The organism is Aeromonas sp. R7-4, assembly GCF_040908055.1.
Taxonomy (GTDB): Bacteria; Pseudomonadota; Gammaproteobacteria; order Enterobacterales; family Aeromonadaceae; genus Aeromonas; species Aeromonas sanarellii.
Map to the genome: position 1 here is coordinate 228,016 of NZ_JBFODA010000067.1, position 19,660 is coordinate 247,675.

Sequence of the window (19,660 nt, forward strand, 5' to 3'; positions counted from 1 at the left end):
ACGGATGCCCTTATCTTCATGTCGATTCCCCATCTCTCCCTGCAGGACGCCCGCCATCTGCAGCTCGCGGCCCAGGGTCTGCTGACCCCGCGCCGCACCAAGGTCGCCCCCGCAGATCTGCTTGACTGCATCCGCCGCATGGCGCTGCTGCAGATAGACACCATCTCGGTGGTGGCCCGCAGCCCCTATCTGGTGCTGTTCAGCCGCCTCGGCCACTACGATCCCGTCTGGCTGGAGCGGCTGCTGGCCGAGGGCGACCTCTTCGAATACTGGGCCCACGAGGCCTGCTTCGTGCCCCGGGAGGATTACCGGCTGCTGCGCCATCGCATGCTGGATCCCGCCGCCATGGGCTGGAAGTTCTCGGCCCAGTGGCTCAAGACCCACGGGGAGGAGATCGAGCAGATCGTCGAGCGCATTCGCCTGGAGGGCCCGGTGCGGGCTGCCGACTTCGAGCGCAAGGGGGGCAAGGGCAATGGCTGGTGGGACTGGAAGCCGGAGAAGCGGCACCTGGAGGTGCTGTTCACCGCGGGCCGCCTGATGGTGCGCGAGCGGCGCAACTTCCAGCGGGTCTACGATCTCGCCGAGCGGATCATCCCCGAGTGGGACGACGAGCGGGATCTGCCGAGCCTCGAGCTCGCCCAACGGGACATGGTGCGGGCCAGCTGCCGGGCGCTGGGGCTGGTCAAGACCGGCTGGGTGGCGGACTACTATCGCCTGCGGCGGGGCAAGTACGACGCCCTGCTCCATCGGCTGGCGGACGAGGGGGAGCTGTTGCCGGTGCGGGTGGAGGGGTGGCAGCACGGTGCCTTCGTGCACGCGTCGCTCGCGGGCGAGCTGGCGCAGGCCCAGGCGGGCACCCTCAAGGCGACCCACACCACAGCGCTCTCGCCGTTCGATCCCCTGGTGTGGGATCGCAAGCGGGCCAGCGAGCTGTTTGGCTTTGACTACCGTATCGAGTGCTACACCCCGGCCCCCAAGCGCCAGTACGGCTACTTCGTGCTGCCCCTGCTGCATCGCGGCAGGCTGGTGGGTAGGATGGACGCCAAGGCCCACCGCAAGGAGGGGGTGTTCGAGGTGAAGAGCCTCTACCTGGAGCCGGGCGTCAGGGTCACCCAGATCCTGGCCCGGGAGCTGGACAAGGCACTTCGGAAGCTGGCGGACTGGCACCAGACCCCGCAATTGAGATACGGCGCCGTGCCGGCGCCCCTGCTGGCGCTTTGGGCGGCGGTGGCATAACCCCCCAACCTCCCCCTTGAAAAGGGGGAGGGGTATAAAAAAACCGGGCGCTTGGCCCGGTTTCTCATTGCGTCAGGATGTGCTTACTGGAACACCAGCACCATCAGCAGACCGACGGTGATGGCGGACACCAGGAAGGCGAAGCCGTAGAACACGTAGTGGTGCAGCTTGGTGGTGTGGATCCCCAGGTCATGCAGGCCGTGGTAGATGCGGTGCATGCCGTGCCAGATGGGCAGGGCGATGATGGCCAGCAGGATGCAGGCCCCCCACCAGGAGCTGGCGAAGGCGAGCACGCGCTCGTAGCTCATGGTCTCCACGTCCATGATGCCCATGGGCACCAGCAGACCGGTAATCAGGACAATCACCGGCAGCAGCATGGCAACCACCATGCCACCGGCACCAAACAGACCCCAGTATATTGGCTCGTCAGAACGTCTCATGCTTTTTCCTCAAATCAGGATTAATAGCGATATCGTGGCAACCTTGCTGACGCACGGGGTCCGGGGCCAGGCTGGCTCCAATAACCGGGTTCGTCAGAACGTTTCAGGGTTTTCTCCTCAGGCCACGATGATCAGGACAAGCAGGGATACCACCGCCAGCGCCAGATACTGGGCGATGACGATCGGCTTCTCCGGCACCAGGTCTTCGCCACGGAAGATGCGCATGGCTTTCGGGGCCAGTGCGAACCAGGTCTTGGCGTGGAACAGGCAGGCTGCCAGGGCGACGACGTGGAACAGGATGGCGACCGGGCTCTGCAGGGACTCCAGCCAGCCGTTGAACGCCTCCTGACCCTGGACCAGGCGCATCAGACCCCACATCAGCACCACGGCGTAGATGGAGACGAAGATGCTGGTGCCTTCGCGGATCATGTAGCCGGTGTAGAAGGCATTCTTCAGCCACCAGTCTTTCTTCATCTCGCGCACGTAGGGCTTACGTTTGCTCTCAGTGTTGTTCATGGTCTCACTCCTGGTCTCAATCCGGCTTGAACATGGCGATCATGTAGTCCTTGGCGCTCTCGACCTTGCCAAGCTGGATGGCGGCGGCCGGATCCACGCCCTTCGGGCACACTTCCGAGCAGTAGCCCACGAAGGTGCAGCCCCAGACGCCCTCGTCCTGGCTGATGATCTTCATCCGCTCTCTGGACGCGCTGTCGCGGTTGTCGGCGTTGTAGCGGTAGGCCAGCGCCAGGGCCGCCGGACCGGTGAACTTCTTGTTGATGCCGTACTGCGGGCAAGCCGCATAGCACAGACCGCAGTTGATGCACATGGAGAACTGGTGATACTTCGCCATGTCAGCCGGGGTCTGGGTGTACTCGCCGTCGCACAGGTTGCGCGGTTCGGCTGGGATGATGTAGGGCTTGATGCTCTCCAGCTTCTCGATGAAGTCGGACATGTCCACCACCAGGTCGCGCTCGATGGGGAAGTTGTTGAGCGGCTCTATGGTCATCTTGCCCGGCAGGTAGTCCCGCAGGAAGGTCTTGCAGCCGAGCTTCGGAATGCCGTTGACCATCATGCCGCAGGAGCCGCAGATCGCCATCCGGCAGGACCAGCGGAAGCTCAGGGTGGAGTCCAGCTGATCCTTGATGTACTGCAGGGCGTCCAGCAGGGACATCTCTTTGAGGTAGGGCACCTGGAAGGTCTGCATCCAGGGCTCGTTGTCCTGCTCCGGACGGTAGCGCAGGATTTCAATTTCGATCATCTCAGCCATTCTTCTTAGCCTCGTCTTGTTTCTCACCCTCGGAACCGTACACGCGCTTGGCCGGTTGGGATTTAGTGATCTTCACATCGGAGTAGTCGATGGTCGGGGCCCCTTCGCCGTTGTAGAAGGAGAGAGTGTGCTTGAGGAAGTTGACGTCGTCGCGCTCCTCGTAACCGTCCAGACGCTGGTGGGAACCGCGGGACTCCTTGCGGTTGATGGCGGAGTGCGCCATGGCTTCCGCCACGTCCAGCATGTAGCCCAGCTCGATGGCGTACAGCAGGTCGGTGTTGAAGACCGAGGACTTGTCGTTGATCTTGATCTTCTTGTAGCGGGCCTTCAGCTCGTTGATCTTGTCGATGGTGCCCTGCATCAGCTCTTCGGTACGGTAGATACCGACGCCGGCTTCCATGGACATGCCCAGCTCGTTGCGGATATCCGCCGGGTTCTCGGTGCCGTCGACATCCAGCAGGGAGAGGTGCTGCTTGATCAGAGCCTCGGCCTTGGCGGCCAGGGCGGCAGTGTCGCCGTGGGCCTGGGTCTTGGCAAACTCACCGGCGTGCTCGCCGGCCACCTTGCCGAACACCACGATCTCGGACAGGGAGTTGGAGCCCAGACGGTTGGCGCCGTGCAGGCCGACGGAGGCACACTCGCCCAGGGCATAGAGGCCCGGCAGACGGGTAGCGCACTGGCCGTTGGTCTCGATGCCGCCCATGGTGTAGTGCGCGGTCGGGCGCACCGGGATCGGCTCTTTCACCGGATCCACCCCCACGTAGGCCTTGGCCAGCTCGCAGATGAAGGGCAGACGCTCCTTCAGGTACTTCTCGCCGAGGTGGCGCAGGTCGAGGTGAACCACGTCGCCCATGGGGCCCTGGATCACGCGGCCCTTCTGCTGCTCCTGCCAGAAGGCCTGGGAGAGGCGATCACGGGGGCCCAGCTCCATGTGCTTGTTCTTCGGCTGGCCGACCGGGGTTTCCGGGCCCAGGCCGTAGTCTTGCAGGTAGCGGTAGCCATCCTTGTTCAGCAGGATGCCACCCTCACCGCGACAGCCTTCGGTCATCAGGATGCCGGTGCCCGGCAGGCCGGTTGGGTGGTACTGGACGAACTCCATGTCCCGCAGGGGCACGCCGTGGCGGTAGGCCAGGGCCATGCCGTCACCGGTGACGATGCCGCCGTTGGTGTTGTAGCGATAGACGCGGCCGGCACCGCCGGTGGCCAGCACCACGGACTTGGCCTGGATGAAGCGGGTGATGCCGTTCTGGATGTCGAAGGTCAGTACGCCCTGGACGCGGCCATCTTCCACGATGAGATCCAGGCAGAAGTGCTCGTCGAAGCGCTTGATGCTCGGGTACTTGATGGAGGTCTGGAACAGGGTGTGCAGGATGTGGAAGCCGGACTTGTCGGCGGCGAACCAGGTACGGGGGATCTTCATCCCGCCGAAGCGGCGCACGTTGGCCTTGCCATCGGGCTTGCGGCTCCAGGGGCAACCCCAGTGCTCCAGCTGGATCATCTCGTTGGTGGCGTTCTCGACGAAGTACTCGACCACGTCCTGTTCGCACAGCCAGTCACCGCCGGAGACGGTGTCGTTGAAGTGGTTCTCGAGAGAGTCGTCATCACGGACGACGCCGGCGGCGCCGCCTTCCGCGGCCACTGTGTGGCTGCGCATGGGATAGACCTTGGAAATCAGGGCGATATCCAGATCGGGGTGGGCTTCTGCAATGGCGATTGCGGCACGCAGGCCACCACCACCGGCACCGATGATGGCGACATCGGTCTTGATAATATCCACATCTGCCTCCTTAGGGATAGATTTGCTGGGCACGATTTTGCTCTATGAAAAAAATTCAGGCTTGATGCAAGTCAAACTGCTCTGTTTTAGTGCGTGGCAATGGTGGTTTTTAATACAACCACCCCATTCCATGGATGAAAACGCCGTTTTTATCGCCATCCTTCAGTGATCAGGATCAGCCGCAACCATCAGTCTGGTTGTTTTAACTCCCAGATTATATGTAGTTTTCTTTCAGTAAAATGAGAAATGCCTCTCTTTTTGGGTATTACCCTCAAAGTTTTTAAGTTTTTTATCAAAAATATTTAATAAGAACCATTCTCAGCATTTTATGGTCTGAAATTTTTTAAAAAAAGTAATGCGAATATAGCCGAGGTGAACCATGGGCAGGCTGTATGCGACCTGAATGGGGAGGAGCCTCACAAAAACGCGATACGGGGCGCCCGGGTAATAACTACTGAAACAAAAGGGATTTTACGTAAAAAAGGGGGCCTGTGCGGCCCCCTGGATGGGGTGGTCTCAGATGCGGAACATGCCCACCTGATTGTTCAGTTCGCCTGAAATATTTTTAAGTTGGGCCGACAGGTTGCGGGAGCTGTCCGCATCGATCGCCAGCTCGTCGGAGACGTCCTTGACTGCCTGGATGTTGCGGCTGACCTCGTCGGTCACCGCCCGCTGCTCCTCGGCGGCGCTGGAGATCTGGGTCGCCATGTCGGAGATCTGGTTGATGGAGGTGGTGATCTGCTCCAGGGCCTGGGTGGCGTCGTTTGCGTCTTCCACGCTGTTCTGGGCCAGCAGTTGACCCTCGTGCATGGTGCTGACGGCCCCCTGGGTGTTGCGCTGAAGGGTCTCGATCATGCTGCGGATCTCGACGGTGGAGCTGTGGGTACGCTGGGACAGCACCCGCACCTCGTCCGCCACCACGGCGAAGCCGCGGCCCTGCTCGCCGGCCCGGGCGGCCTCGATGGCGGCGTTCAGCGCCAGCAGGTTGGTCTGCTCGGCGATGCCCTGGATGGTGGAGAGGATGGTGTTGATCTCCTGGGCGTTCTTCTCCAGCTCCTGGATGATGCCGGAGGCCTGCTTGACCTGGGTGGCGAGATCCGTGATGGAGCGCTGGTTGCGGGCGATCACCTGCTTGCCGTGCTCACAGCTGCTGGAGCTGCTGCGGGCTGCCTCCGCGGTCTGCTCGGCATTGCTGGCGACCTCGACGGCGGTGGCGGACATCTCGTGCACCGCGGTCGCAATCTGGGAGATCTCGTTCTGCTGGCGCGCCAGCCCCTGGTTGGATTTCTCCGCCATGTCGTGGGAGGACCTGGCCTGCTGGTTGAGCTGGGTGGAGGAGTTGGAGATGTCCTGCACCATGACGTGGATGCGTTCGATGAAGGTGTTGACGTGCTTGGCGACGGTGCCGACCTCGTCTTCCCGCTCGATCTTGATGCGGCGGGTCAGATCGCCGTTGCCACGGGAGAGATCCGCGATGGCGTCGCCGAGGGTCTTCAGGGGCGCCAGGGAGCGGTTGATGGCCACGTAGGAGAAGCCCGCCACGATGAGGATGGTGAGCAGGCCCTGCAGCAGGGCGGAGGTCACCATGCGGGAGACGGACTGATAGGCCACCGCCTCGTCCACGACGATGCCGAAGTACCAGTTGGTGTTGGGGATCTCTGTGAGATCGAACACGCTCGCCTTGCCGCTGATATTCATCTCGGAGATGGTGTTGTCATGGGCCAGCTCGTTGACCTTGGCGGCGGTCAGGTCCGGGGAGAGGGCGGTGGCGGGCTTGAGGGTCAGCGCCTTGTCCGGGTGGGCGATGATGGTGCCGTTGCTGTCCACCAGGATGGCGTAGGTGCCTTCCGAGTTGATCGCCAGCACGTCGCGCACCAGGCCGTCGATGGAGACGTCACCGGCGATGACGCCGTCGGTGCTGCCGCGGCTGAAGGGCTCGGCGATGGTGATGATGAGGTTGCCCGAGGCGGCGTCGGCATAGGGGGCCGTGATGGCGAGCTTGCCGGCGGCCATGGCGTCCTTGTACCAGGGGCGCTGGCGCGGATCATAGCCGGCCGGCAGATCGGTCGGCTTGCTCTGGATCATCCGGCCATCCTTGGTCCCCACGTAGACCAGGTCGAAGTTGCCCGCGTTCATGGACTGGGCCAGGTGGCTCAGCGGTTCCTCCTCCTTGGCGAAGGCCTCCTTGGTGGCCTGGACCAGGCTGATGCGGGCATCGAGCCAGCGGGAGATGCCCTTGACGTTGGCGATGGAGCTGTCGTCGATGAAGCTCCAGATCAGCCGCTGGGTTTCGCTGCGCAGCTGGGTGGTGTTGTACCAGACCTGCAGGCCGGAGATGACCAGGATAATGGCCCCGATGGCGAGGACCAGCTTGTTCTTGATGGATAGGTTCATGTTTACATCCTTGTGAGCGTCAGTCTGAGATCCGTGGTGTTTGTTATTGTTATGGGCCAACTCTGTATCGGCCGACTGTGGACTTTATGTATCCGGTGCACAGCAAATTTTCGATTTATTTCACCTCCCGACGGCCCGCCAGGCCGCGCCGATACTCAGCTGAATCGATCTGGTCGGTTGGTAAAGATGCCATCGACGCCCATGGCCGCCAATGCATCCCCATCACTCACCTCGTCGACCGTGTAGACCAGGATCTTGAGCCCCCGGCGATGGGCATCCGCTACCAGGGCCTGGTCGACGAAATCCACGTCGCAGTTCAGGGTCCAGGCCCCCAGCTCCTCGGCGAAGCGGGCACCGTGCAGCGGCAGGCTGGCGGTCAGGGCGCCAGTTCTGATCTCCGGCCGCAACACCTTGAAGCGTATCAGCTCGGGATGATGGAAGGAGGAGACGACCCAGTGCGCCGGGGTGAAGCCAAGCTCCGCCTCGGCCCGCCGGGTCAGGGCGGCCACCGGCTCGGCGGTGCCTGCACCCTTGAGCTCGATATGCAGCTCGCAGCGCCCCGCAATCAGGCTCATCACCTGCCACAGGGTCGGGATCCGCTCCCCGTCTCCGGCATCCAGGCTTGCCAGATAGTCCCGGGATTGGTGGCTGAGCACCCCGTGGCCGTCGGTGCAGCGCTCCAGCCGCCGGTCGTGGAAGACCCAGAGCTCGCCGTCAGCCTGCTGCACGTCGAGCTCGATGGCACCTACCCCGAGATCCAGCGCCAGGGCGATGGCCTTGAGGGTGTTCTCCGGTGCCAGTCCGCTGGCCCCGCGATGGGCAATGATCTGCATTCGTTGCTCCTGTTGTCGTCATTGGGGGATGGTGATAACCCCACCCCGGCCCTCCCCTTCACAAGGGGAGGGGGCCCGTCAACCCCGGCTCATCCTGATATCGATCTGCTGATGAGGCAGATGCATGCCGTATTGGGCCAGCTTGTCCAGGATCAGCGAGTGGACCTCGTGGGTGCACGGGGACATTCGGTGATCCCTCAGTACCATGCTCAACCCCGGCTCATCCTGATATCGATCTGCTGGTGCGGCAGGTGCATGCCGTATTGGGCCAGCTTGTCGAGGATCAACGAATGCACCTCGTGGGTGATCGGCATCCGGTGATCCATGCTGTTGACGTAGAGCCGGATCTCGTAGATGAGGGCCGAGTCGGTGAATTCGATCAGGAATACCTCAGGGACAGGGGTGTCCAGCACCAGGGTGGACTCCTGCACGCACTGCTCCAGCAGCTGCTGCACCCGCCTGGGCTCCTGGGTCAGGCCGATGCGGATGCGCAGCTTGACCCGGGTGATGGCGTCTGACAGGGACCAGTTGATGAACTGCTCCGTGATGAAGGCCTTGTTGGGGACGATGATCTCCTTCCTGTCCCAGTCCACGATAGTGGTGGCACGGGTCTTGATCTTGGTGACTGTGCCGGTCAGCTCCCGGATGGTGACGGTGTCGCCCAGGCGGATCGGCTTCTCGAACAGTATGATGAGGCCGGAGACGAAGTTCGCGAAGATCTCCTGCAGCCCGAAGCCCAGCCCCACCGAGAGCGCCGCCACCAGCCACTGGGTCTTGGACCAGTCGATGCCGAGCATGGAGAAGCCGGTGAGGGCGCCGATGAGCAGCACCAGGTACTTGCTGACCGTGGTCAGCGCAAAGCCGGTGCCGGGGGAGAGGCTCAGGTGCTGGAGCAGGGTGAGCTCCATCAGCCCGGGCAGGTTGCGGGCGGTGACCACCGTCAGGATGAAGGCGAAGGCGGTCAGCATCAGATCCTGCAGGGTGATGGCGGAGAGCTGCTCGATACCAGCCACCTTGCTGCTCACCTGCCACACCTCGATGCTGCTGAGGAAGCTGAACGCCGAGTTGAGATCCGACCATTGCACCACCACCAGCATGGTGAAGCCCAGCATCAGCAGGGTGCGCACCAGGCCGAGGGACTGGGCGCTGAGGGTGTCGAGATCCAGCTCGGGCTCCTCCACCACGTCGGGGATCTCGGAGCTGAGATCGTCCTCGTCCCGCTCCCGCTGGGCCAGGATCTCGGCCCGCTTGTGCTTGGCGCGGTCGAAGGCGAGCCGGCGGCGCTGGATCAGCATCCAGCGGTGGGCCAAGTAGTAGACGAGCAGGCAGCCGAGCCCCGCCAGCAGGCTCAGTTCCAGCTGGCGCAGCAGGGTGCGGGAGGTATAGAAGTAACCGAACAGGGCGCCCAGCACCGCCAGCAGGGGGGCCAGCATCAGGCTGTTCCAGATGAAGTGGTGCAGCAGGTGGGGCTTGGTCATGTCGGCCTGCCCCCAGGTCAGCGGCAGCTTCTCCCGGTTGAGGCGCGCGAAGAACAGCAGTAGCCAGAGGGCGCCGACGATGAAGGCGAGGCGGCCCAGGGAGTCATAGAAGGCGTGCTCCTGATAGCTGCTGGCCATGCCCTGCACGAAGAAACAGGGGATCAGCACCAGCAGCAGGGTGCGGAACTGGCCCCACACCCGCTGGACCCGCTCCTTCGGCCAGCGGAAGTGCAGGATTAGGATCCCCTTCTCCAGGGTGAGGTGGCGGGCGACCAGCAGGGCCAGCAGCAGGAACCAGATCTCGCCAAGGCCCCGGGCCACCGCCACCGCGAAGGGGTATTGCCAGGCGCCGTCCAGCAGGCCGTGCAGCATCAGCGCCATGGCGGGCAGGGGCAGGGCCGCCAGCAGGGAACGCATCAGCAGCCGGCTGGTGAGGCTGAACTTGTCCTGGGTCACCTTGCCGATGCGCGGGGCTATGAACTGGCAGTATTCCGTCAGGTGGCGGGCGAGTTTCAGCCAGCACCAGGCCAGTCCCAGCAGGCCCAGGCCGGCCAGGGTCAGGGTGAGGGGGTTGTTCTCGGCGATGGCCCTGGGGATCTGCAGCCAGTTGGCCGGGTTGAAGATCAGCCCCAGGGCGGCGGGCACGCCGAGCAGCACGACCGGGCTCAGGGGACGTACGTCCGGCATCCAGAACAGGTGGCTGGCGCTGAGTTCGCGGATCTCGTCGATCTTGCTGTTCTGGCGGCTGTAGAGCAGCTTGAGCCGGGTCTGCTCCTGAATGAGGGTATCGGAGGCGTCGTTGAGCCGGGTCAGCAGTTGCCGCCTCGCCTTGAGCAGGTTGTCGAGCACGGCGCGCTGGGCCCTGTCCAGGGTGATGCCATCCCCGCTCAGCAGGTTGTTGCGGATCTGCGCCGGATCCTTCAGGGCATCCTGTTCGGTCTCGTACTGGTATTTCGCCATGCGCGCCTTGACGATGGCGGATTCCAGCTTCTCCAGCGGGAAGTAGGCGGGCAGGTCGGCCAGCTTGCTGCGCAGGTTCTCGCCATAGGCGTTGCTGATCTGCAGCCACTCCAGCTGTTCGCGCACCGAGTTGACCAGGTCGTTGAGCCCGGAGAGGGAGCTGTCCAGGGTGCGCTGCTCGTCCTGCACCCGCTCGATCTGGTCCTCCAGGGCCCCCAGTTGCAGGGAGAGCGCCTGGTTCTGCTGTTGCTGCTCCTGCAACAGGGGCAGATCCGAGGTGAGCTGCCGGCGCAGGCGTTCGCTCTCGGCCAGGGCCTGCTCGGTCTTCTCCCGGCGCAGCTGGTTCTGCTGGGCGAGCAGGCTGGCCTGCCACTCGTCCTCGTCCGTGATGGCGAGGTTGAGCTCCTGCAGCTTCAACTTGCCGAGATCGTTGCGCTGCTGGGCGGAGAGCTGTTCGAGCTCCAGCATCTGGATCCGGTCCGACAGGCTCTGCTCCTTGAGGCGGGTGGCCAGCTGCTGGGCCTCCTGCAGCCGATCCGACTCGTTGCTGAAGCTCAGGCGATCGAGCTGGGATCGGGTCTGCAACAGCTGCTTGCGCAGCTCGTCGACCCTCAGGTGATACTCCTGCCCCGTGCTCTCCAGCTGGTTGAGGCTGTCGGTCACCCCCTGGCGCTCCTTGCGCAGGTTGATCTGGCGGTTGCTGCTCAGGCTGATGGCCTGGCGCAGGGCGTCCTCCTTGAGGGAGGAGAGGGGCGGACGGGACTGGGGCTGGTAGTTGTGCAGCCCCTCCTTGAGCCGGGCCGACTCCTTGGGGTAGTCGATGAGGATCTGCTGGTAGGCCTTGCCCTGCTCCCGGTAGCGCTGGGCGTCCCGGGCATACTGCAGCGCCTGCTGGTAGCTCTCCCTGAGCTGCTGGTTTTCCGGGCTCTCCGTCTTGGGAACGCTCTGCAACAGTTCCTCGACCTGGGTGATGGCATCATCGGCCTGGGCTGCGGAGAAGGGGAGCAGGCTGAGACAGAACATCAGGCAGAGCAGGCGTTGCAACATGGCGCACGTTTCCGTTCATGAGAAATCGCCCTAGCCTAAAGCAGGGGCTGGAGCGGGTAAAGCCTTCCATCCTAATGATTCACAACATAAATGACGGGTGATCCGGGTCTTGTTTGGCTATTATTCTGGCCGTTTCCCACCTTGTTGAGCATTCTATGTCCTCCGTCGACCTGGGCACTGCCCCCCTCTCCCGCCTCTTCCTGCGCTATGTGACCCCGACGGTGGCCGCCATGCTGGTCACCGGCGTCTATGTCACCATAGACGGCATCTTCGTCGGCCATATCCTGGGTCAGGACGGCCTGGCCGGCATGATGCTGGCCTACCCCATCTGCGCCGTGCTCTATGCGGTGGGGGCGCTGATCGGCATGGGCTCCTCGTCGCTCGCCTCGTTTTATCTGGGCAAGGGAGAGCAGGCGCGGGCTCGCCAGATCGTCGGCAACGCCCTGGTGATGGTGCTCATCGCCTCGGCCCTGCTCGCCTTTGTCGGTATCCGTCATGGGGACGAGATGCTGCGCTGGATGGGGGCCGAGGGAGTCATCTTCGATGCCGGCCTCGCCTACCTGCAGTGGTACGCCTGGCTCGGGGCCTTCGCTGTGCTCTCCATGGCCTTTACTGCCCTGCTGCGCAACGACGGGCGGCCCGGCCTCACCACCTGGATCCTGGTGGGGGGCGGCGTGCTCAACGTGCTGCTCGACTACCTGCTGATGGCGGTAGTCCCCTGGGGGCTGGCGGGGGCGGCCATCGCCACCATGCTTTCCCAGGCGGTGACCGGGGGTCTGTGCCTGTGGCACTTCTTCACCCCCCGCAGCCAGCTGCGCATTCGCTGGGACACCCTGGTGCCGGACTGGCGGCTGATGGGGGAAACGCTGCGACTCGGGGTGTCGAGCTTCCTGATGTATCTCTACCTGTCGGTGGTGCTGGCACTGCACAACAAGGCGCTGCTCTCGGTCGGCACCTCGTTGCACGTGGCAGCCTATGGCGTCATCAGCTACAGCGAGGCCTTCTTCTATCTCATCTTCGAGGGGATCGCCATGGGCATCCAGCCCATCGCCAGCTTCAACGCCGGGGCGGGCAACTGGGCGCGGGTGCTGCGGGTGCGCAACCTGGCGCTGGGGGTGACCCTGCTGGTGGCGCTGTGCGGCATGGTGCCGCTCTATCTGTGGCCGGAGGGGGTGGTCTACCTGTTTGCCGGCGACAATGCGGCCCTCTTGCCGGTGGCGACCCTGGGGATCTGGCTCTACTTCTGGGGGCTGCCCATGGAGGGGCTGCTGCTGGTGGGGGCCACCTACTTCCAGGCCATCAACCGGGCCCGCATCGCCTCCCTGCTCACCGGCGGCAAGCTGGTGCTGATAGGCGGCTTCCTGTGGGGCTTTTCCTCCCTCTGGGGCGTGGCCGGCGTCTGGCTGGCGCTGCCCGCCTGCAGCACCCTGCTGGTGCTGGTGATGTGGCGGGCCATGGGCAAGGAGGCCGGGCTGCATGCCGCAGCCGCGTAGCTAACGCCCCCGTCCATTGACGACAAAGGCAGCCTGGGCTGCCTTTGTCGTTTCATCCTGCCAGGGTCAGGGCTTGAAGGCCCCGATAAAGATGGCGGGGTCGACCCGGGCGTCGTTCAGGCTGACGTTCCAGTGCATGTGGGGGCCGGTGGCGCGACCGGTGGCGCCGACCCGGCCGAGGATGCCGCCGCGGGGCAGGCTCTGGCCCAGCTGCACGTCGATCTTCGACATGTGACAGAACATGCTGATGAGCCCCTGGCCGTGATCGACGAACACCGTATTGCCGTTGAAGAAGTAGTTGCCGATGAGGATCACCTTGCCCGCCGCCGGCGCCTTGATGGGGGTGCCTGCACCGACCGCAAAGTCGAGGCCCGAGTGGGGGTTGCGCTCCTCGCCGTTGAAGAAGCGGCGCAGGCCGAACGGGCTGGAGAGGGGGCCGTTGACCGGCTTGTCGAACATCAGGTTGCTGGGCTGGGCCGGACTGAAGGTCTGGTAGGCCTTGGTCTGTTCGGCCAGCTCGCGGTTGATGCGCGCCATGTCTTCCGCCAGCGGATTGACCTGGCGCGTATTTTTCAACTTGATGTGCTGCTCTCGGTAGTGCTTGGCGCCGACCGTGAAGCTCAAGGTACGGCCATCGCTGGTGGTCAGTTGATGGGCGCCGGGCGCGCTCTTGAGCGGGATGCCGACGATGGCGATCCAGCGCCTGCCCTCTTCCTGCACCACCAGCACGGGCTTGTCCTGATACCGCACGGCGGGCGCCTTGGCGCCGTCCCCGAGCGGCACCACGGCCACGCCCCCCGGCACAGGGTGGTTGAGCAGGCGGCTGATAAAGCCGGATTCGGCGTGAAGAGCGGGACTGCCGAGCAGCACGAGAAGGAAGAACAGGCGGCGCATGGTGGCTCCATCGAACAAGGCGGTCAGATACGAGGGGGCAGATGATGCCACATTCTGCCGGGGCTGTCCGTCCCCCGGCCCCATGGCCGCGGGGCTGCCTGAAAGGAGCAGGAGTGAAAACTCTGTGCTATTTACTAATGTGTCACTAAAGGTGTCTTTGAATGGCACCTATGTCGGCAGGCAGTGAAACACTGGCAGGAGGACGGCAGTCGCCAGCGACATCCAGGGATAGACGGAGGTTGTGATGAAGACCAAGGCTCTCTTGCTACTCGGACTCATAATGGGGATGTCGGCACCCGTTGCCGCCTTCAACGGGGTCATTACCATCAATGGCGAAGTGACTGCGGGGACCTGTGCCATCGCGGTCAACGGGGGCACGGCGTCTGCGACCGTGACCCTGCCCACCGTCAGCACCAATGCCCTTGGCAGCATAGGCCAGACTGCAGGGGCGACCGGTTTCAACCTCGCTCTCACCAGTTGCCCGACCACGGGGTCTGTGCGGGCCTACTTCGAAAACATCGGGGTGGAGCAGACCACGGGCAATCTCAGCAACAAGGCCGTCGCCTCGGGAGGCAAGAACCCGGCCCAGAACGTGGAAGTGCAGATCCTCTCGGCCAACAGCACCCCCATCGATCTTCGTACCAACACAGGCAACAATGTGCTGGTCAACTTCAGTGCCACCGGCGGGGCGACCCTCTACTACAGCGCCCAGTACATCGCCACCGGCGCCGTCGGTGCCGGCCTGGTCTCTGCGGATCTCATCTATTCCCTGGACTACCACTGAGTCTGCCCCATGAGCCTCCCTGCCTCCCATCGTTCCCCCCTGGCAGGGCCTGACCGCATCCTCTGGTGCGCCTTGCTGCTCCTGTCCTGGCAGGCCTGGGGTCATGTCCAGATCTCCGGTACCCGGGTCATCTACCCGGCCAATGCGCGGGAAGTCACGCTGGAGCTGACCAACAAGGGGAGCACCCCCTCGCTGGTGCAGGTGTGGCTGGATGCCGGTGACCGCCGGATCCGGCCCGGTGCCGAGGCCCTGCCGTTTCTGATCACGCCTCCCATCACCCGCATCGAGGCCCAGCGCGGCCAGTCCCTGCGTCTGGCCTATGTGGGACAGGGGCTGCCTCAGGACCGCGAGTCCGTGTTCTGGCTCAACGTGCTGGAGGTGCCGCCGAGCGTCAAGTCCACCCAGGCGGGCCAGAACATGGTGCAGCTCGCCTTCCGCTCCCGGATCAAGATGTTCTACCGGCCGGCGGGTCTGGCCGGCAATGTGGAGCGTTCCGCACACCGGCTCACCTGGCGGCTGGTCCACCAGGGCGCAGGCTATGCCCTGCGGGCCAGCAATCCGAGCCTCTATCACGTCAGCATCAGCAATCTGGAGCTGCAGACGACCCAGTCGAAGCGTTACAGCAACCTGAGCGGTGGCATGGTGGCGCCGGGGGGCACCTTCGATTTCCCCGTGGAGCAACTCTCCGGGGCCGTCCATGCCAAGAGGGTGACCTTCCATTGGCTCAACGACTATGGCGCCCGCGAGGTGGGTGAATTCATCTTCCGTTGATCCCGGTGCATGCGCCGGCGCCGAGGGGGATGCCATGAGCGCCGGCGTGTCCCTCCCTTGCCATGCTTCTCCGCCGGCCTGCGGGCCCGCCCCCGGTGGCTGGTGTCTCTTCCTCCTGCTCTGGGGAGCCCTGGCCATGGCCGAGGAGGCTCCCAAGCAGGCAGGCGGCTCACACGACGAGGTGGAGTTTGACAGCCGCCTGCTCGACAGCCTGGGGGTCGACATCGATCTGGCACGCTTCTCCTGTGCCGACTTCATCCCCCCGGGGCGCTATCAGCTCGACATCACCCTCAATGGCAAGGAGAGGCTGAGCCAGCAGGTGGAGGTGAGAGCGGGGAAGGATCCCGCCACCCCCAGGTTCTGCTTCCAGCCCGACCACCTGAAACAGTGGGGGCTGATCCTGGACAAGCTGCCCGATCAGGCCGAGGTGAAGCGGCAACTCGGCCTCGACTGCATCGAGGTGGGGGCCCTGGTACCCGGCGCCGGCTTCACGTTCGATCTCGCCAGCCTGAGCGGGGCACTCAGCCTGCCCCAGGCCTACCTGGGCCGTGTCAGACGGGACTATGTGGGGCCGGAGCAGTGGATGCAGGGGATCAATGCCGCCTTCGTCAGCTACAACGCCAACCTCTACTACAGCGAGCAGGAGGCGGTCGACGAACCGCTGAGCAGCAGCATCAACCTCAACACAGGTCTCAACCTCGGCGCCTGGCGCCTGCGCCACAACGGCTCCTATCAGGGGGGCAGTCACGGGGTCTATGATCCCCTCAACAGCTATGCGCAGCGGGACATTACCTCCCGCACCGCCCAGCTGATCCTGGGGGAGTATTTCACCCCGGGCGACAGCTTCGACAGCGTGCCCTTCACCGGTGTGCAGATCGCCAGCGACGACGCCATGCTGCCCGACTTCGAACGGGGGTTCGCCCCCGTGGTGCGCGGGGTGGCCCAGAGCAACGCCAGGGTCACCGTTCGTCAGGGCAGCGCCCTTATCTACGAAACCCAGGTGGCGCCCGGTGCCTTTGCCATCGACGATCTCTATGCCACCAGCTTTGCCGGAGATCTGGACGTGACCATCACGGAGGCGGATGGCAGCGTTCAGAGCTTCACCCTGCCGTTTTCCTCCGTGGTGCAGATGTTGTGAGACGACACCTCCCGCTTCAGCCTGACCCTGGGGCGCTATCGCAACGAGGCGGGGTCCGATGGGCCGGACTTTCTGCAAGGCACCTACAGGCGCGGCTTTTCGGATGCCTTGACCCTCTATGGCGGGGCCATCGCCGCCGAGGATTACACCGCCCTGATGGGCGGTGTGGCGGTGGGGTCGGATTACGGGGCCCTGGCCGTCGATGTCACCGGATCCTGGGCGCGCGCCCTGCCCGTCAGCGCAGCCTTGCCGGCGTCGCAGTCCGGCCAGAGCTATCGCCTCACCTACAGCAAGCAGATGGAGATGACCCGGACCTATGTCATCCTGGCCGCCTACCGCTTCTCCAGCGAAGGCTACCTCGATCTCAACGACGTGGCTGCGATACAGGCCCAGGCGCTGGACCGCCTGCAGCGGGAGCGCAATCGCTTCCAGCTCAATGTCAATCAGCCGGTGGGGGAGTGGGGGGATCTCTACTTCAACGGCATTCGCCGCGACTACTGGGGAGGCCAGGGGGAGAGCAGCAGCTTCCAACTCGGCTACAACCGGGGGTTTGACTGGGGCAGCCTGACCCTGTCGGCCAGCCACTCCCTGGAGGAAGGGGTCGGCGATCAATACGTGCTGAGCCTCAGCATTCCCATCGGCGACAAGCTGGGGGCCCCGCGCCTTAGCAGCACCCTCTCCTATCAGGAGGGGCTGGGGACCAGCGCCAGGCTGGATCTCAACGGCGGCTCCCGGGACGGCCGCTTCTATTACGGCCTCTACGGCAGCCATGGTCCCGGCGGGGAGGGCAGTACCCAGGGTTATGGTGCCAATCTGCAGTATCAGACGGCATCCGCCCAACTGGGGCTCAGCACCAGCCAGGGGGAGGGGTATGCCCAGTATGTGGCCTCTGCCAAGGGAACCCTGCTGGTGCACGGTGAGGGCTGGGTGCTGGGGCAGACGCAGGGGGAGACGATGGCACTGGTGGAGGCAAAGGGGGCCCAGGGGGCCAGGGTCAGCCACGGGATCGGCAGCGAGGTGGACGGCGATGGCTATGCCGTGCTGGCCGGGCTCAACCCTTATCGCACCAACATCATCGGCCTGGATCCGAGCGGTTTGCCGCTGGATGTGGAGATCGACGGCAGCGCCCGCATGGTGGCCCCCCGCCCTTCGGGGCCGAGGTGGTCGACGGCAGCGGCGGCTCGGTGGCCGTGGTCGGCCAGGGGGGGCTTATCTTTGTGCGTGGCGAGCAGGGGCCCCTCTACGTTCAATGGGGTGAGGAGAGGGAAGAGCGATGCCGGCTCGCTTATCGGGCTCCCCGGCCGGATCCGGCCATGCCCTATCAGCAGGTGGCGGCCCGCTGCCTCGGCGTGGAGTCGGGCTCATGAGACGGGTCGGATGGCCGGGTGTCGTGCTGCTGGCCCTGCTGTGGGCAAGGGAGGGCGAGGGCGCCCTCAACCTGACCCGTACCCGGCTCGTCCATGAGGGGGGTGAGGCCACACTGCTGGTACGCAACGATGGCGCCGGCCCCAGCCTGTTGCAGGCCTGGGTCGATGAGGGGGACGAACGCCAGGGACCGGCCGAGGTCACGACCCCCTTTCTGGTGGTGCCCCCCGTGATGCGGCTGGGGCCCGGACGGGGGCAGACGCTGCGTGTCCTCGGCGCGGATCTGGGCCGGCTTCCCCGGGACAGGGAGTCCCTGTTCTGGCTCAATGTGCTGGGGCTTCCCCCCAAGGCTCACGCCTCGCAGGGGAGCGTGCAGCTGGCCTACCGCACCCGCATCAAGCTGTTCTATCGGCCGCCCGGGCTGGCGGGATCGGTGGCGGAGTCGGTGTCTAAGCTGGGTTGGCAGGCCTTGCCCGGGGGCGGGCTCAGGGTCACGAATCCGGGCCCCTTCCACATCAGCCTGAGCGAGGTGCTGCTGACGGCAGGCGGGCGGGGGCTGGCCTGGTGCGAGGGCGGGGTGCTGCCGCCCTATGGTGCCCTGCCCGTGGTCATGGCGGGGAGGGTACCGCCGGACGCCAGGGGCAGGCTGCGCTGGATAGACGACGACGGTATCTACCGTGAACAGGCCTTTGTGCTGGGATTGGGGGGAGGATCGCGGGATGAGTAACATGGCTGGCCGTCATGGCCCCTGGCCCCTGCTGGCGGGGGCGCTCCTGCTGCTGGCGGGCATGTGGACTCAAGAGGGGTTGGCCGTCAGCGGTCAATGCACCAGCCCCTTCGTGGCGACCCTGCCCATCAGCGCCGATAACGATCTCTATCAGCCTGGCGAGACCCGGAGCGCGACCTTCTCGACCACGGACACGGCCACCTGTGACTGCACCGGGATCTCGGTGGGCCTGCTGGTGACGGTCTACTACCAGGGCACGACCGGTCTGCCGACCGTTGCCGATCCCCTCGGTACCCTCATCAAGCTCAACCCCTATTTCGGCCTCAAGGTGGAGTTCAACGCGGCAGGGGCATACCAGACAGTTCCCTTCAATGCCACGACCAGTGGGTTGCTCAGCGCCTGTGTCGGCGGCTTGCTGAATGTCTCCCTGCTGGGGGGATCAACGTGAACGGCGGGCGCGTCACCCTGAAGCTGCTCAAGGGGGTCACGGGCACCCAGACCTTCAGCGGCACCGTCGCCCACCTCTTCGTGCGCCGTGCCGGCACACCCGACACCAGCCCGGTCAATGCATTCAGCACCCTGGCGATGAACATCAGCGTCACCTCGACGCCGACCTGCCAGTTTCCCGCCGGCACCAGCATCCCCATCGATCTCGGCGCCGTGGCGCAGAGTGCCTTCGTCGAGGGGGAGATCCCCAGGGGATATAGCCCCCGCAGCGTCGATGTGAGCGTGACCTGCAGCCAGATCCCGAGCGACTACGTGGTGCCGCTGCGCTACAGCTTCGGAGGGGCGCTCAGCAGCCAGAACCGCTTCATCACCACCAGCCTGGCCGGAGTCGGGGTGGGCATGGTGGAGCAGGACACCTTGACCCCTATTCCATTCGATACCGCCATCGCGGTACCCTATTCGGCGGCTACCCATGACACCGACTACAGGGTGAGGCTCTATCCGACCCGGTTGCCGGGTCAGGTGGTGCGTACCGGTACCTATACGGGAACCATCATGGTCACGGTGAGCGTGCCCTGACGAGAGGCTTCCCCGCTCCTATTTTTCGAC

16 protein-coding genes and 1 pseudogene are annotated in these 19,660 nt (G+C 64.5%); 9 read left to right on the top strand and 8 right to left on the bottom strand.

Going from position 1 to position 19,660, the window contains the following annotated elements:
• Positions 1–18 precede the first annotated feature (18 nt).
• Positions 19–1,236 carry a winged helix-turn-helix domain-containing protein gene (locus AB5Y72_RS20245; RefSeq protein ID WP_325782100.1) on the top strand — a complete coding sequence of 406 codons (1,218 nt, stop codon included), beginning with the start codon at positions 19–21 and terminating at the stop codon, positions 1,234–1,236.
• Between the two features lie 83 nt (positions 1,237–1,319).
• Here the strand turns inward: AB5Y72_RS20245 and frdD are convergent, their stop codons facing one another.
• From frdD to mscM, 7 genes are all read right to left on the bottom strand, one after another.
• Complete coding sequence (frdD, locus tag AB5Y72_RS20250; protein WP_042078942.1) at positions 1,320–1,676, bottom strand: fumarate reductase subunit FrdD; 357 nt, start codon at positions 1,674–1,676, stop codon at positions 1,320–1,322.
• Positions 1,677–1,793: 117 nt separating this feature from the next.
• Positions 1,794–2,192 (bottom strand): fumarate reductase, encoded by a 399-nt coding sequence (locus AB5Y72_RS20255; RefSeq protein ID WP_042078943.1) that lies wholly within the window; start codon positions 2,190–2,192, stop codon positions 1,794–1,796.
• Between the two features lie 16 nt (positions 2,193–2,208).
• Entirely contained in the window at positions 2,209–2,943 is a 735-nt protein-coding gene (locus tag AB5Y72_RS20260) for a succinate dehydrogenase/fumarate reductase iron-sulfur subunit (protein WP_042078944.1), read from the bottom strand.
• Positions 2,936–4,720, bottom strand: a complete 1,785-nt coding sequence (frdA, locus tag AB5Y72_RS20265) for a fumarate reductase (quinol) flavoprotein subunit (protein WP_042078945.1) — start codon at positions 4,718–4,720, stop codon at positions 2,936–2,938. The genes AB5Y72_RS20260 and frdA overlap by 8 nt, the downstream gene beginning before the upstream one ends.
• Before the next feature lie 516 nt (positions 4,721–5,236).
• The gene (locus AB5Y72_RS20270; RefSeq protein ID WP_042078946.1) at positions 5,237–7,114 is read right to left on the bottom strand and encodes a methyl-accepting chemotaxis protein; all 1,878 of its coding nucleotides are present in this window, start codon (positions 7,112–7,114) and stop codon (positions 5,237–5,239) included.
• Positions 7,115–7,269: 155 nt separating this feature from the next.
• Complete coding sequence (locus tag AB5Y72_RS20275) at positions 7,270–7,947, bottom strand: glycerophosphodiester phosphodiesterase (protein WP_318162804.1); 678 nt, start codon at positions 7,945–7,947, stop codon at positions 7,270–7,272.
• A gap of 209 nt (positions 7,948–8,156) precedes the next feature.
• Positions 8,157–11,432, bottom strand: coding sequence for a miniconductance mechanosensitive channel MscM (gene mscM, locus AB5Y72_RS20280; protein WP_325782101.1), 3,276 nt, complete (start codon positions 11,430–11,432; stop codon positions 8,157–8,159).
• 155 nt (positions 11,433–11,587) lie between these two features.
• Between mscM and AB5Y72_RS20285 the strand changes: the two genes are divergently transcribed.
• Positions 11,588–12,925 carry an MATE family efflux transporter gene (locus tag AB5Y72_RS20285; protein WP_216989760.1) on the top strand — a complete coding sequence of 446 codons (1,338 nt, stop codon included), beginning with the start codon at positions 11,588–11,590 and terminating at the stop codon, positions 12,923–12,925.
• 66 nt (positions 12,926–12,991) lie between these two features.
• On the opposite strand, the gene AB5Y72_RS20290 is transcribed toward AB5Y72_RS20285, so the two are convergent.
• On the bottom strand, positions 12,992–13,819 hold the full coding sequence (locus tag AB5Y72_RS20290) for a peptidoglycan DD-metalloendopeptidase family protein (RefSeq protein WP_368199533.1): 828 nt from the start codon (positions 13,817–13,819) through the stop codon (positions 12,992–12,994).
• 244 nt (positions 13,820–14,063) lie between these two features.
• On the opposite strand from AB5Y72_RS20290, the gene AB5Y72_RS20295 reads away from it, so the two are divergent.
• The 7 genes and pseudogenes from AB5Y72_RS20295 (at position 14,064) to AB5Y72_RS20325 (ending at position 19,630) form a co-directional block, all read left to right on the top strand.
• Positions 14,064–14,603, top strand: a complete 540-nt coding sequence (locus AB5Y72_RS20295; protein WP_216989762.1) for a fimbrial protein — start codon at positions 14,064–14,066, stop codon at positions 14,601–14,603.
• A gap of 9 nt (positions 14,604–14,612) precedes the next feature.
• Positions 14,613–15,374 carry a fimbria/pilus periplasmic chaperone gene (locus tag AB5Y72_RS20300; protein ID WP_325782102.1) on the top strand — a complete coding sequence of 254 codons (762 nt, stop codon included), beginning with the start codon at positions 14,613–14,615 and terminating at the stop codon, positions 15,372–15,374.
• A 136-nt stretch (positions 15,375–15,510) separates the two neighbouring features.
• Positions 15,511–17,595: pseudogene (locus AB5Y72_RS20305) on the top strand (fimbria/pilus outer membrane usher protein); the annotation flags it as partial.
• A gap of 77 nt (positions 17,596–17,672) precedes the next feature.
• Positions 17,673–17,879, top strand: coding sequence for a FimD/PapC C-terminal domain-containing protein (locus tag AB5Y72_RS20310; RefSeq protein WP_368199577.1), 207 nt, complete (start codon positions 17,673–17,675; stop codon positions 17,877–17,879).
• Positions 17,876–18,604, top strand: coding sequence for a molecular chaperone (locus tag AB5Y72_RS20315; RefSeq protein WP_368199536.1), 729 nt, complete (start codon positions 17,876–17,878; stop codon positions 18,602–18,604). The genes AB5Y72_RS20310 and AB5Y72_RS20315 overlap by 4 nt, the downstream gene beginning before the upstream one ends.
• Positions 18,597–19,052 carry a hypothetical protein gene (locus AB5Y72_RS20320; RefSeq protein ID WP_325782104.1) on the top strand — a complete coding sequence of 152 codons (456 nt, stop codon included), beginning with the start codon at positions 18,597–18,599 and terminating at the stop codon, positions 19,050–19,052. Before AB5Y72_RS20315 ends, AB5Y72_RS20320 begins: the two co-directional genes overlap by 8 nt.
• A complete protein-coding gene (locus tag AB5Y72_RS20325) occupies positions 19,049–19,630 on the top strand; it encodes a fimbrial protein (protein ID WP_325782105.1) in 582 nt (193 codons plus the stop codon). The genes AB5Y72_RS20320 and AB5Y72_RS20325 overlap by 4 nt, the downstream gene beginning before the upstream one ends.
• The last annotated feature ends 30 nt before the right edge of the window (positions 19,631–19,660 follow it).